This window comes from Klenkia taihuensis (genome assembly GCF_900112525.1).
Taxonomy (GTDB): Bacteria; Actinomycetota; Actinomycetes; order Mycobacteriales; family Geodermatophilaceae; genus Klenkia; species Klenkia taihuensis.
This window is the reverse complement of the sequence record NZ_FOMD01000001.1, coordinates 632,978-646,656: the sequence shown is the minus strand read 5'-3', so window position 1 is coordinate 646,656 and position 13,679 is coordinate 632,978. Positions and strand designations below refer to the sequence as shown.

At 74.6% G+C, this 13,679-nt stretch carries 10 protein-coding genes; 5 read left to right on the top strand and 5 right to left on the bottom strand.

Translation table 11 applies throughout. The annotated features are described in order from the left end of the window. Positions 1-14: 14 nt before the first annotated feature. Positions 15-1,256 (top strand): MFS transporter, encoded by a 1,242-nt coding sequence (locus tag BM158_RS03180; protein WP_091554629.1) that lies wholly within the window; start codon positions 15-17, stop codon positions 1,254-1,256. 27 nt (positions 1,257-1,283) lie between these two features. Here the strand turns inward: BM158_RS03180 and BM158_RS03175 are convergent, their stop codons facing one another. The 4 genes from BM158_RS03175 to BM158_RS03160 form a co-directional block, all read right to left on the bottom strand. Continuing rightward, the gene (locus BM158_RS03175; RefSeq protein ID WP_229827482.1) at positions 1,284-2,552 is read right to left on the bottom strand and encodes an HNH endonuclease signature motif containing protein; all 1,269 of its coding nucleotides are present in this window, start codon (positions 2,550-2,552) and stop codon (positions 1,284-1,286) included. A 349-nt stretch (positions 2,553-2,901) separates the two neighbouring features. After that, entirely contained in the window at positions 2,902-3,756 is an 855-nt protein-coding gene (locus tag BM158_RS03170) for a PPK2 family polyphosphate kinase (RefSeq protein WP_091554627.1), read from the bottom strand. 21 nt (positions 3,757-3,777) lie between these two features. Then, positions 3,778-5,733, bottom strand: a complete 1,956-nt coding sequence (locus BM158_RS03165; protein ID WP_229827483.1) for a HelD family protein — start codon at positions 5,731-5,733, stop codon at positions 3,778-3,780. Positions 5,734-5,745: 12 nt separating this feature from the next. Continuing rightward, positions 5,746-6,360 carry a TetR/AcrR family transcriptional regulator gene (locus BM158_RS03160; protein ID WP_091554625.1) on the bottom strand — a complete coding sequence of 205 codons (615 nt, stop codon included), beginning with the start codon at positions 6,358-6,360 and terminating at the stop codon, positions 5,746-5,748. A gap of 180 nt (positions 6,361-6,540) precedes the next feature. On the opposite strand from BM158_RS03160, the gene BM158_RS03155 reads away from it, so the two are divergent. After that, entirely contained in the window at positions 6,541-8,253 is a 1,713-nt protein-coding gene (locus tag BM158_RS03155) for a chorismate-binding protein (protein ID WP_091554623.1), read from the top strand. Here BM158_RS03155 and BM158_RS03150 read toward each other — a convergent pair. Continuing rightward, a complete protein-coding gene (locus tag BM158_RS03150) occupies positions 8,241-9,092 on the bottom strand; it encodes a 3-hydroxybutyryl-CoA dehydrogenase (RefSeq protein ID WP_229827484.1) in 852 nt (283 codons plus the stop codon). The genes BM158_RS03155 and BM158_RS03150 overlap by 13 nt on opposite strands. 287 nt (positions 9,093-9,379) lie before the next feature. Here BM158_RS03150 and BM158_RS03145 point away from each other — a divergent pair, with 287 nt between their 5' ends. The 3 genes from BM158_RS03145 (at position 9,380) to BM158_RS03135 (ending at position 13,656) form a co-directional block, all read left to right on the top strand. Beyond that, the gene (locus tag BM158_RS03145) at positions 9,380-9,886 is read left to right on the top strand and encodes an FBP domain-containing protein (RefSeq protein WP_091554620.1); all 507 of its coding nucleotides are present in this window, start codon (positions 9,380-9,382) and stop codon (positions 9,884-9,886) included. Between the two features lie 70 nt (positions 9,887-9,956). Beyond that, complete coding sequence (icmF, locus tag BM158_RS03140; RefSeq protein WP_091554618.1) at positions 9,957-13,169, top strand: fused isobutyryl-CoA mutase/GTPase IcmF; 3,213 nt, start codon at positions 9,957-9,959, stop codon at positions 13,167-13,169. Between the two features lies 1 nt (position 13,170). Further along, positions 13,171-13,656 carry a MarR family winged helix-turn-helix transcriptional regulator gene (locus tag BM158_RS03135; protein WP_229827485.1) on the top strand — a complete coding sequence of 162 codons (486 nt, stop codon included), beginning with the start codon at positions 13,171-13,173 and terminating at the stop codon, positions 13,654-13,656. The last annotated feature ends 23 nt before the right edge of the window (positions 13,657-13,679 follow it).

Below are 13,679 nucleotides of genomic sequence, written 5' to 3'. Positions count from 1 at the left end.
CTACCGTGCGGAACATGCCCGGCTACCGCTCGCTCGCCCGCAACCGCGACTTCACCGTGCTGTGGGTCGGCGAGACGATCAGCACCCTGGGCAGCCGGATGAGCCTGTTCGTCTTCCCGCTGCTGACCTACTCGCTCACCGGGTCGGCGGTGCTCGCCGCCACCGTGGAGGCCGCCTACCTGGTCGGGACCGTCGCCGCACTGCTGCCGGCAGGCGTGCTGGCCGACCGGCTGCACCGCCGCCGGCTGATGCTGGGGGCGTCCGCGACGGGTGCGGTGAGCTACGCGTCGCTGGCCGTGGCGGGTGCGGCAGGGCACCTGACGCCTGTGCACCTGGCCGCCGTGGCGCTGGTCGTGGGGGTGGCCTCGGGGGTGTTCGGGCCGGCGCAGGTCTCGGCGATCCGCTCCGTCGTCAGCACCGAGGACCTGCCGACGGCGCTGAGCCAGAACGAGGCCCGGGAGCACCTCGCCGGGTTGCTCGGCGGCCCGCTGGGCGGCGTGCTGTTCGCGGTGACCCGGTGGCTGCCCTTTGCCGTGAACGCCCTGACGTTCGCCGTGTCGTGCCTGACCCTCAGCCGGATCCGCACCGACCTGTCGGCACCTGCGCATCCCGGTCCCCGGCCACGGATGGTCGCCGAGCTGGGTGAGGGACTGCGGTTCGTGCTGGCCCGGCCGTTCTTCCGGGTGCTGCTGAGCTGGTCGGCGCTGGTCAACCTGGTGCTGAACGCACTGCTGTTCGTCGTGGTGCTGCGGCTGGTGGACGAGGGCGCGCACCCGGCGGAGATCGGCCTGGTCAACGCGGCCGCCGGGGTGGGCGGCGTCCTCGGTGCCGTCGCAGCCCCGTGGCTGATCGCCCGGGTGGCCACCGGACGGCTGACGGTGGCCCTGGCCTGGACGGCGGGCCTCCCCCTGGTCCCGCTCGCGTTCTGGGCACACCCGGCCGTGGCGGCGGCGGCCCTGTTCACGGTGCTCCTGCTGCTCCCGGCCAGCAACGCCGGCATCGCCGCCTACCGCATCGCGGTCACCCCGGCGTCGCTGCAGGGCCGGGTCGACGCGAGCTCGACATTCCTGTCGATGGCGGTCATGCCACTGGCCCCGCTGCTGGGCGGCCTGGCCCTGGCGCACCTCGGCGGCCGCGCTGCGACCGTCGTCCTCCTGGTCGCGCTGCTGGGGACGGCGATGGTGGTCACGCTCAGCCGGGAGGTGCGGTCGGTACCGGTCCCCCGGCTGTGGCCGGCCGCGGCCGCGCAGCACTGAGGCAGGGTGGCGCCTCGCCCAGGGCCGTCAGCCGCGGTCGAACAAGGGTGGGTCGGGTTGCCGTTCGTGGTCGATCGGCCGGCCGGCGGTGTCGGTGAGGACCCCGGTGATGACCTCCCGGCCGTCGGGGCGGAACGTGCGCCAGCACCCGTCGTCGGGGTCCCACTCCAGGCGGTAGCCGTGGTGGACCTGGGTGTGGTGGCGTTCGCACAGCAGCGCGGTGTTGGCCAGCGACGTCTCGCCGCCGTCGATCCAATGGATGAGGTGGTGGGCGTCGCACCACCACGCGGGGGCGTGGCAGCCGGCGAACACGCACCCGCCGTCCCGCACCTCGGCAGCCCGGCGGATGTGCGCCGGGACGAGCCGGTGGGCGCGGCCGACGTCCAGGGGCAGGCCGTCGGTGCCGAGGAGGATGCGGGCGACATCGCCGTCGCAGGCCGCCTGCCGGGCCACCATGTTCGACGCCGTTGCACCGGACCCGAGCCGGGTGGCGGCGGGCCGGGTGTCGGGGTCGGCGAGGTCCTCCAGCTGGATGAGCGCCGTGACCTGGGGCTTGGTCTTGCGCAGCATCGGCAGGTCACCGGCGACCAGGTGCAACGCCGCCAACTGCACCAGCGCATCGGCGGCCCGCTGGTCGCGGGACCGCAGGTCGCCCTCGCAGCGGCCGGCCGCGGCGATGGCCTCCAGTGCGGCCTCCACCTGCTCGCCACCGGCGGCGTCCAGCTGCCCGCGGATGGCCCGGGACCCGTCTGCGCGCCTGGAGATGCGCAGCCCACGGCCCTCGGTGGGGTCGGTCGGGGCAGGTCCATCTGGGTCGATGGCGTCGGCGATCCGCCGGCAGACATCGGCCAGGGTGCGGGGTGCGTGCACTGCGGTGTGCGCGACCAGCGCATCCAACGCGGGCAGGTCGGCACCGACGGCATCACCAGTGGCCCAGACGTCCTCGGTCAGGATCCGCCCGATCACCGCCACCTGCCCGGCGCTGATCCCACCCGCGGCGGCGCCGGCGCCGACCTCAGGCATCCGTCGCGTCAGTCGCCCGGCGTCCAGAACAGCGGCCGCCTCGGGTCCGGTGGCTGCGGTGTGCCCGCGCAGCCAGGGCTTCATCCCGGTCAACCCGTCGGCGTGGGCCGCATCCACCGAATCCGCGTACACGACTGTGCGCGCCAGCTCGGCGGCCACCAGGTTCCGCAACCGCGCCAGGCCCCGGGCCCGGTCCAGCAGCTGCGCCGTCGACGTCCCGCTGTTCAGGTCCATCGCCGCGACGGCCAGCACCGCCTCGATCGCCGCGCACACCTCCGCGGGCGGCGGGTCTGGCTGCCGCGCAGCCGCTGCCATCGGCGAGGGCGCCGCCGGCCGGTCGGCACCCAGAGCCCCGGGAGCGAGAGGTTCCGGCGTCCACTTCGGGGCAGCGGCGTCGTCGAGTCCCACCGTGGACACCTCCTCCCACCTGTTCGATCAGGTGTTCGAAGTCTACCGCAGCACGGAGCCCCCGGCGAGGCGAATCTCCAGGTCAGACGCGAGGTGGCACCAGCCGGCCACCGCGCGGCACGAGCCGGACGTCGATCATGCAGAACGGCACCGCCGTCACGCCGATGGACGGCGCATCACCGTTGCGGTTCTGCATGATCAACAGCGGAACGGGTCAGTCGGCCTCGTCGATCAGGCGGTCGCGCTGGGCGGCGACGTCGTAGTCGGCCGGCGGGAAGCGCGGGTCGAGGTCCTGCACGGTCTCCAGCAGCAGCCGCCCGATGGCCCAGTTGCGGTACCACTTGCGGTCCGAGGGCACGACGTACCAGGGGTTGGTCTGCGTCGAGGTCCGCTCGATCGCGATCTCGTAAGCGCGCTGGTACTCGTCCCACAGCGCGCGCTCGTCGATGTCGCCGGGGTTGAACTTCCACCGCTTGGTCGAGTCGTCCAGGCGGGCCAGCAGCCGCTGCTTCTGCTCCCACTTCGAGACGTGCAGCATGCACTTCAGGATCGTCACGCCGGCCTCGGCGAGCTGGTCCTCGAACCGGACGATCTCCTTGTACCGCCGCTCGATGACCGCGGGCGTGGCGAGCTCGCGGACCCGGCCGACGAGCACGTCCTCGTACTGCGAGCGGTCGAAGACGCCGATCAGCCCGGGCGCGGGGACGGCCCGGCGGACCCGCCACAGGAAACCGTGCCGGAGCTCCTCCGGCGTCGGCTTCTTGAAGCTGGTGATGGCCAGGCCCTGCGGGTTCACCGCGCCGGCGACGTGCTCGATGACGCCGCCCTTGCCGCTGGTGTCCATGCCCTGGAGCACCAGCAGCACCCGCCGGGTGCCGCCGGTCGCGCCCTCGGCGTAGAGCTTCTCCTGCAGGACGGCGAGCTCGGCGCCGTCGGTGGCCAGCTGCGCCTTGGTGGCGTCCTTGTCGCCGGGGGCCGACGGGGTGTCGCGCGGGTCGAGGTCGGCCAACGACACCGGCCCGGACGGAGCTCGCAGGACCTCGCGCATCGACACCGTCTTCTTGGCCATGATCGTGACCCTAGTGAGGCATCACCCGGCCAGCAGGTCCGGCAGCTCGCCGCGGTGCAGCACGACCAGGCTGCTCACCGCCCGGGTCAGCGCCACGTACAGCCGGTGCAGCCCGCGCGGCTCGGCCGCAACGATCGCCGCGGGCTCGACGACGACCACGCGGTCGAACTCCAGGCCCTTGACCAGGGTCGCCGGGACGACGGCGACCGGCGCCGGTTCGCTGCCGTCGTCGGCCAGCGCAGCGGCCTCGACCCCCTCGGCGTCCAGCGCTGCCACCAGCTCCGCCACGGAGGCGTCCGCGCAGACGATCCCCACCGACCCGGCACCGGCCGACCGCACCACCTCGGCGAGCACCGGGGCGAGCGCTGGCACCGGCCTGACCTGCAGCGACCCCGGCTCGGACCGGACGGCGGTGGCCGGCGCGAGCCCGGGCACCAGCACCGGCAGCAGCCGGTTGGCGAACTCCAGCACCTCGGCCGGCACCCGGTAGCCGGTGGTCAGCGGGCGGACCGAGGTGCCCGGCCGGCCCAGCGCGGCCAGCGTCGCCGACCAGTCGGCGACCGACCACGGGCTGGTGGCCTGCGCCAGGTCGCCGAGCACGGTCAGGGACCCCGAGGCCAGCCGGCGGGCGACGGCCCGGCACTGCATCGGCGAGAGGTCCTGTGCCTCGTCCACCACCACGTGCCCGTAGCCCGGCGTGCGCTCGAGCATCCCGGCCACCTCGTCGACCAGCACCGCGTCGGCCGCCGTCCAGCGGGTGGCCCGGACCGAGCGGGCCGGGGCCCGGCGCAGCAGGTCCTGCTCGGCGTCGGTGAGCACGCCTCGGCCCACCGACGGGTCGGCGAGCACCTCGGCGACCAGCGCCGCGGCGTCCACGGCCGGCCAGTGCTCGTCGCAGAACGCGCGGACCTCGGCCGAGCGGGCGCACCGCCGCGTCTCGGCGTCCGTGGGGCTGCCGCCGACCTCCTCCTTCTGCCGGCGGGCGTCCTCGGCCAGCGACAGGGCCAGCCGCTCCCGGCCGGCGCCGTAGGAGATGCCGGCCCGGCGCAGGTCGTCGACGTAGCGCTTGAGCCGCTCCTCCGGGATCCGGTACCTCCGGGCGCTGAGCGGCACCTGCACCGAGTCGCGCGGCTTGGCCACCCGGCGCCACAGCGCGCGGTGCAGCACCTCGGCCAGCCGGGCGTCGCCCTTGAGCACGGCGACGTCGTCGGGGTCCTCGGCGCGCACCGGCACCCGGCCGGTCAGGTCGGCGACGGTGGCCTGGTCGACCTCCACCTCGCCGAGGGCCGGCAGCACCTGCTCGATGTAGCGCAGGAACGCCCGGTTGGGCCCGACCACCAGCACGCCGGTGCGGGAGAGCTGCTCGCCGTGGGTGTAGAGCAGGTAGGCCGCGCGGTGCAGCCCGACGGCGGTCTTGCCGGTGCCGGGCGCACCCTGCACGCAGATCGACTCGGCCAGCGGCGCGCGCACGATGTCGTCCTGGTCGGGCTGGATGGTGGCCACGATGTCGCGCATCGGGCCGGAGCGCGGGCGCTCGATCTCCTCCCGCAGCAGCGCCGACGGCCGGTCGTCGGCCGACAGCGACTCGTCCTCGTAGGAGGTGAGCGCCCCGTCGGCGAACCCGAACCGGCGGCGGCGGGTCAGGCCCTGGGGGTCGGTGGGGCTGGCCTGGTAGAACGGCCGGCTCATCGGCGCCCGCCAGTCGATGACCACCGGGTCGCCGGCGGCGTCGCGCACGTGCCGGCGGCCGATGTGGAAGGTCTCGGCGGGGGTGTCGGTGCGGCCGAAGAACGGCGGGGCGCCGGGGTCGGCGGCCAGGCTGCGCAGGCGCTCGGCGCGGGCCGCGCCCAGGCGCTCGGAGGCCCAGGCGTCGCCACCGGCGTCGGCGGTGGCCACGGTGGCCGCGCGCATGTCGGTCAGGCAGGCGGCGGCGAGGTCGAGGTGTGCACGTTCGGCGGCGAGGACGGCATGGGACACGGTCGGAGGACGTTACGCCGGTCCGGCCCCCGAGCCCAGGCCGTTCAGCAGCACCGCGACCGTCTGCTCGACGAGCCCGTCCCCCGCGACCGCGGCGGCCGACCCCGCCTGCTGCATGCCGATCCCGCGCAGCGCCCCCAGCAGCAGGACGGCGACGGCCTCGGGGTCGGCGTCGGCGCGGACGGACCCGTCCGCCACACCGGCCCGCACCACCGCGGCCAGGTCGGCGCGGAAGGCCCGGTCGCGCTCGGCGAACAGCGGGCCGAGCACGGGGTCCGACGCCCGCGACTCGGCCCACATGAGCAGGAACGCCCCGATCGCCGGCCGCCGCAGCGCCACGTTCTGCAGGTACGCCCGGACCAGCGCGGTCAGCCGGTCCAGCCCGGAGCCGGCGACCTCGGGGACGTCGAAGCGCTGCGCGTCGCGCACCACCGCGGCCAGCAGCTGCTCCCGGCTGCCGAAGTGCGCGTGCACGATCCCGCGGCTGTAGCCGGCGGCCTCCCCCACCTCGGCGAGGGTGACCGCCCGCGACCCGCGTTCGGCGATCAGCGCGACCGCCGCGTCGAGCACCCGGCGTTCGGTCTCCGCGCGGCGCTGCTGCTGCGTCCGGCGCACCTGCTCGACCACCCGCGCAGTGTCGCACCGGTTTTACTTGCATGCGAACAAACAAGTGTGAGACCGTGGGGCATGACCACACCCCGTCGCCCCGTCCCGCCGGTGCCGGCACGCCCGGGCACCCCGCCCTTCCGCTGGCCGCTGCGCCGCCCCCGCCCCCAGCTCTAGGCCCCCGTCGGCGACGATGGCGAGGTGGAGCAGGGCACCTGGGCGCGGTTCGACGACCTCGTCGCCGGCACCGCCCTGGCCTTCGACCCACCGGTCGCCGTCGTCACCGCCGGCACCCCCGCGGAGGTGCCCGGCGCGCTGCGCGAGGTCGAGGCGCACACCGCCGCCGGCCGCTGGGCCGCCGGGTTCCTCGCCTACGAGGCCGCCCCGGGCCTGGACCCGGTGCTCACCACGCACGAACCGGACGGCGACCTGGTCTGGTTCGGCATCACCGACCACCCACCCCGGCCCGTCCCGGTCGTCGCCACCGGCGCTCCCCCGCCCGGCCCGTGGGTCCCCGACTGGACGCCGGAGCAGCACACCGCCGCGGTGGCCGCCGTCCGGGAGCGGATCGCCGCCGGGGACACCTACCAGGTCAACCTGACCACCCGGCTGCGCGGACCGGCCCCGGTCGACCCGCTCGCCGCCTACGGCTGCCTCGCGCTCGCCCAGCGCGGGGCCTGGAACGGCTACCTGGACACCGGCCGCACCGTGGTCGCGAGCGCCAGCCCCGAGCTGTTCCTGCACCGCACCGGCGACTCCGTGCTCGTGCGGCCGATGAAGGGGACCGCGGCCCGCGGACGCACCACCGCCGAGGACGACGCCGCCCGCACCGCGCTGCTGGCCAGCACCAAGGACCGCGCCGAGAACGTGATGATCGTCGACCTGGTGCGCAACGACCTGGCCCGCGTCGCGGTCACCGGCAGCGTCGAGGTCACCCGGTTGCTGGCCGCCGAGCGCTACCCGACGGTGCACCAGCTGACCAGCGACGTCGGGGCCACCCTGCGGCCGGGCACCGGGCTGGTCGACCTGCTCACCGCGCTGTTCCCGTGCGGGTCGGTCACCGGCGCACCCAAGGCGTCGTCCATGGCGGTCATCCGCGAGCTGGAGACCTCACCGCGGGGGGTCTACTGCGGCGCGGTGGGGTTCGTCGGCCCCGGGGAGGCCCGCTTCTCCGTCGCCATCCGCACCCTCGTCGTCGACCGGGAGGCCGGCACGGCGGCCTACGGCGCCGGTGGCGGCATCACCTGGGCCTCCGACCCCGCCGCCGAGCACGCCGAGCTGCTGGCCAAGACCCGGGTGCTCACCGCCGGGCCGCCGGGGTTCGCACTGCTGGAGACGATGCGGCACACCGCCGACGGGCTGCGGAACTGGCCCGGCCACCGCGCCCGGCTGCTGGACTCCGCCGCGTACTTCGGGTTCACCGTCGACGTCGACGAGGTCGAGCGGGCCCTGGCCGGCCTGGACGGCGACCTGCGGGTCCGGCTGACCGTCGCCCGCGACGGCACGCCCACCGTCGAGACCTTCCCCCCGCCGGCGCCGTTACCCGGCCCGGTGCGCCTCGCCCTGGACGACGAGCCCGTCGACGAGCAGGCACCGTGGCCGCACCACAAGACCACCCTGCGGGCGCCCTACGACACCCGGCTGGCCCGCCACCCCGGCGCCGACGACGTCCTGCTGGTCAACACCGCCGGCGAGGTCACCGAGAGCTGCCGCGCCACCGTCGCCGTCCGGCTGGGCGGTGCATGGGTCACCCCACCGCTGGGCAGCGGCTGCCTGCCCGGCGTCGAGCGGGCCCGGCTGGTCGCCGACGGCACCCTCGTCGAGGGCCGGATCACCCCCGCGGACCTGCCCGGCGCCGAGATCGCGCTGGTCAGCTCGCTGCGCGGCTGGCTGCCGGCGGTCTACCGCTCGTAGGGGAAGAACCCGCGGCCGGTCTTGCGGCCCAGCAGGCCGGCGTCGACCATGCGCAGCAGCAGCGGCGGCGGGGCGTAGAGGGGCTCCTTGAACTCCTCGTACATCGACTGCGCGACCGCGGCGGTGGTGTCCAGGCCGATCAGGTCCGCCAGGGCCAGCGGGCCCTGCGGGTGGGCGCAGCCCTGCACCATGCCGGCGTCGATGTCCTCGGCGGAGGCGAAGCCGCTCTCCATCATCCGGATCGCGCTCAGCAGGTACGGGATGAGCAGCGCGTTGACGATGAACCCGGCCCGGTCCTTGGACCGGATGGTGGTCTTGCCCAGCTGGTCCTCGGCGAAGGCGGTCACCGCGGCCAGGGTCTCGTCGCTGGTCAGCAGGCTGGCCACGACCTCCACCAGCGGCAGCACGGGCGCGGGGTTGAAGAAGTGGACGCCGACGACCTTGTCCGGCCGCTTGGTGACGCTGGCCATCTTCACCAGCGGGATCGACGAGGTGTTCGACGCCAGGACCGCCTCCGGCGGCAGGATCTGGTCGAGCCTGCGGAACAGGTCCAGCTTCAGCGCCTCGACCTCGGGCGCGGCCTCGATCACCAGCTCGGCGTGCGCGGCCCCCTCGAGCGAGGTGGCGACGTCGACCCGGGCGAACGCGGCGTCGGCGTCCTCGGTGCTCAGCCGACCGGACTTCGCCGCGCGCTGCAGCGACTTCTCCAGCCGCGCGCGGAACCGCTCGGCACCGGCCTCGTCGGCCTCCACCACGACGACGTCGCACCCCGCCCGGGCGCTGACCTCGGCGATGCCGGCCCCCATCTGCCCGCCACCGATGACTGCGATCCGCTGCACTGCCACTCCTCGCTCGAACGTGTGCCCCCACCGTGCCACGCCCGGCGCAATCCGCGTGCACCGGACCGCGGGCCGGGCGTAGCGTCGGGGTGGTCCGGGGAAGGCACGTGTGCGGGGGGACCCGCGGGGAGGCAGGTGGCCGCGATGGCCTGGTCGACCCCGAGCCGGACCCGCGTCCGGCTCCGCTGACCCGCACGACCGACGACCCCTGGGCGGGGCCGGTCGCGGCAGCGTGCCCGGGGCGGGACGACGCATCCCCCACCCCTCCTCCCGCACCGGAGACAGCTGTGCACGCCCTCACCGAGAAGCAGATCCGCGCGTCCTTCGTCAACGCCTCCCGCAAGGAGGCCGCGCAGGCCGCCCTCCCCGACCTGGCCACCCGGCCCTGGGCAGACCTGGACTACCTGGGCTGGACCGACCGGAAGGCCCCGCTGCTGGCCTACGTCGTCCTCGAGCTGGACGGCGCCCTGACCGGCGTCCGGTTCCGCACCCCGACCGCCGAGCGCGGCCGGCGCCGGCACGGCGCGCTGTGCACCTGGTGCCAGGACGTCCGCACCACCGAGGCCGTGCTGGTCGTCGCCCGCCGGGCCGGCGCGGCGGGCCGCAACGGCAACACCATCGGCACGCTGGTCTGCGAGGGCTTCGACTGCTCCGCGCACGCCCGGTGGACCCCGCCGCGGCGCGACCCCGACGAGGCCACCGTCGCCGCCGACCTGGTCGCCGTCGCCGAGCGGGTGGCCGGGCTGCGGGAACGCGCCGCGGCGTTCGTCGCCCAGGTGGCCGCGACCGCCTGATCCGTGGACGTCCAAGCAATCCGTGCGTAGATTGCTTGGACGTCCACACATCGCCCTGCCTGGAGGACCCGTGGCCGACCTGCACGTGCCCGTGAACCCCGTCCGGTTCGTCACCGCCGCGAGCCTGTTCGACGGGCACGACGCCGCGATCAACGTGATGCGGCGGCTGCTGCAGAGCCAGGGCGCGGAGGTCGTCCACCTCGGCCACGACCGCAGCGTGGCCACCGTCGTCCGCGCCGCACTGGAGGAGGACGCGCAGGGCATCGCGCTGAGCTCCTACCAGGGCGGGCACGTGGAGTACTTCAGCTACCTCAAGGAGGAGCTGGAGCGGCACGGCGCCGGCCACGTGCAGGTGTTCGGCGGGGGCGGCGGCGTGATCGTCCCCGAGGAGATCGCGCTGCTGCGGTCCCGCGGCGTGCGCATCTTCGCCCCCGAGGACGGCCAGCGGCTCGGCCTCCCGGGCATGATCAACGAGCTGATCGCGGCCTGCGACGTCGACCTGACGACGCAGGTGCCCGACGCGGACGCACTCCTGACGCGCCTGCTCACCGGCGACCCCGCCGCCCTGGCCCGCGCCATCACGGTGCTCGAGGCCGGCGCCGACGCCGAGCTCGCCGAGCGGGTCACCCGCGAGGCCGCCCAGCGGCACGTCCCGGTCCTGGGCATCACCGGGACCGGCGGGTCGGGCAAGTCCTCGCTCACCGACGAGCTGCTCCGCCGGCTGCGGCTGGACCAGGAGGACAAGCTGCGCGTCGCCGTCCTCGCGGTCGACCCGTCGCGGCGCCGCGGGGGCGGCGCGCTGCTCGGCGACCGGATCCGGATGAACGCGCTGGAGACCGGCGACCGCGGCTCGACGTTCTTCCGCTCGCTGGCCACCCGCACCGCCGGCGCGCAGGTGCCCGAGCACCTCGACGCCGTCATCGCCGCGACCAAGGCCGCGGGCTTCGACCTCGTCGTCGTCGAGACCCCGGGCATCGGGCAGGGGGACGCGGCGATCCTGCCGTTCTCCGACGTCTCGCTGTACGTGATGACGCCGGAGTTCGGCGCCGCGTCGCAGCTGGAGAAGATCGACATGCTCGACTTCGCCGACGTCGTCGCGGTCAACAAGTACGAGCGCCGCGGCGCGGAGGACGCCCGCCGCGACGTCGCCCGCCAGCTGGTGCGCAACCGCGAGGCGTTCGGGCAGAGCTGGGAGACCATGCCGGTCTTCGGCACCTCGGCCGCCCGGTTCAACGACGACGGCGTCACCGCGCTGTTCCAGGAGCTGAAGAAGCTGCTGGCGGCGAAGGGCCTCGACCTGGCCCAGGGCGTGCTGCCGACCGTCGACGTCCAGGCCTCCACCGGGCTGACCAGCGTCGTCCCGTCGTCGCGGGCCCGGTACCTGGCCGACGTCGCGGACACCGTGCGCGGCTACCACCGGACGACGGCCGAGCAGGCCGCCCTCGCCCGCGACCGCCAGCACCTGGGGACGGCGGCGCAGCTGCTCGACGGCGACGCGGCGGACGCCGCCCGGGCCCGTGCGGAGCGGATCGACCTGCTGCCCGGCACCGTGCACCTGCTCGAGGGCTGGCCCCAGCTGGTGGAGGACTACTCCGGCGACGAGTACACCTACACCGTCCGCGGCCGCGAGATCGCCGTCCCGCTGACCCGGGAGACCCTGTCGGGCAACCAGGTGCGGCGGGTGTCGCTGCCGCGCACCGACGACCACGGCCAGCTCGTCGGCTGGCTGCGCTCGGAGAACGTGCCCGGCCGGTTCCCCTACACCGCCGGCGTCTTCCCGTTCAAGCGCGACGGCGAGGCCCCGGCCCGCATGTTCGCCGGCGAGGGCGACGCGTTCCGCACCAACCGGCGCTTCCAGCTGCTGTCCGAGGGCCAGCCGGCCACCCGGCTGTCCACCGCGTTCGACTCGGTCACCCTCTACGGCCGCGACCCCGACCCGCGCCCGGACGTCTACGGCAAGGTCGGCACCTCCGGCGTCTCCATCGCGACGCTCGAGGACATGAAGGCCCTCTACGACGGGTTCGACCTGTGCTCGCCGACCACGTCGGTGTCGATGACCATCAACGGCCCCGCGCCGGCGATCCTCGCCATGTTCCTCAACACCGCGATCGACCAGCGGCTGGCCACCCACCCCGACGAGGACCCGGCCGAGGTCCGCGCGTGGGTGCTGGCCAACGTCCGCGGCACGGTGCAGGCCGACATCCTCAAGGAGGACCAGGGCCAGAACACCTGCATCTTCTCCACCGAGTTCGCGCTGCGCTGCATGGCCGACATCCAGGAGTGGTTCATCGCCGAGAAGGTGCGGAACTTCTACTCGGTCTCGATCTCCGGCTACCACATCGCCGAGGCCGGGGCGAACCCCATCAGCCAGCTCGCCTTCACCCTCGCCAACGGGTTCACCTACGTCGAGGCCTACCTGGCGCGCGGCATGTCCATCGACGACTTCGCGCCCAACCTGAGCTTCTTCTTCTCCAACGGCATGGACGCCGAGTACACCGTCATCGGCCGGGTCGCCCGCCGGATCTGGGCGGTGGCGATGAAGGAGCGCTACGGCGCCAACCCCCGCGCCCAGCAGCTGAAGTACCACGTGCAGACCTCGGGCCGGTCGCTGCACGCGCAGGAGATGGACTTCAACGACATCCGCACCTCCCTGCAGGCGCTGTGCGCGATCTACGACAACGCCAACTCGCTGCACACCAACGCCTACGACGAGGCCGTCACCACCCCCTCGGCGCACTCGGTCCGCCGGGCCCTGGCGATCCAGATGATCATCGACCAGGAGTGGGGCCTGGCGATGAACGAGAACCCGCTGCAGGGCTCCTTCGTCGTCGACGAGCTCACCGACCTGGTCGAGGAGGCCGTGCTCGCCGAGTTCGACCGGATCGCCGAGCGCGGCGGCGTGCTGGGCGCCATGGAGACCGGCTACCAGCGCGGCCGGATCCAGGACGAGTCGATGCTCTACGAGCACCGCAAGCACGACGGCTCGCTGCCCATCGTCGGCGTCAACACCTTCCTCGACCCGCACGCCGCCGAGGAGGCGCCGCAGACCGTCGAGCTGGCCCGGGCCACGGAGGACGAGAAGCAGTCCCAGCTGGCACGGCTGGCCGACTTCCACGCCCGGCACGCCGCCGAGGCCCCGGCCGCGCTCTCGGCGCTGCAGGACGCCGCCATGCACGGCGGCAACGTCTTCGCCGCGCTGATGAACGCCGTCCGGGTGTGCTCGCTGGGCCAGGTCAGCGACGCGTTCTTCGAGGTCGGCGGCCAGTACCGCCGCAACGTCTGACGTGGACCCGATCGAGGAGGCCGGGAGGCAGTGGACCGCCCGCGGGTGGGGCGACGCCACCCCCGGCATGCTCGCGGTCACCTCGATCATGCGGGCGCAGGCGATCGTGCAGGCCCGGGTGGACGCCGTGCTGCGCCCGCTCGGGCTGACCTTCGCCCGCTACGAGCTGCTGCAGCTGCTGTCCTTCACCCGGGAGGGCTCGCTGCCCATGACCCGCGCCGGCGCACTGCTGCAGGTGCACCCGGCGTCGGTCACCAACGCGGCGCAGCGGCTGGAGGCGGCCGAGCTGGTGGCGCGCCGGCCGTCGCCGTCCGACGGCCGGGTGGTGGTCGTCTCGATCACCGACGAGGGACGGCGGCTGGCCGCCAAGGCGACCGACGCCCTGAACGCCGAGGTGTTCACCCGCCCCGGCCTGGCCCCCGACCGGGTGCGCGACCTGGTCGACGTCCTCCGCGAGCTCCGCGCCGACGCCGGGGACCTCGGGTGACCCCGTCGACTGGCACCGCAGCG

Excerpts from the sequence above, each read along its gene's own strand:
- BM158_RS03180 (WP_091554629.1), top strand. The coding sequence starts at position 15 with ATGCCCGGCTACCGCTCGCTCGCCCGCAACCGCGACTTCACCGTGCTG.
- BM158_RS03170 (WP_091554627.1), bottom strand. The coding sequence starts at position 3,756 with ATGGCCAAGAAGACGGTGTCGATGCGCGAGGTCCTGCGAGCTCCGTCC.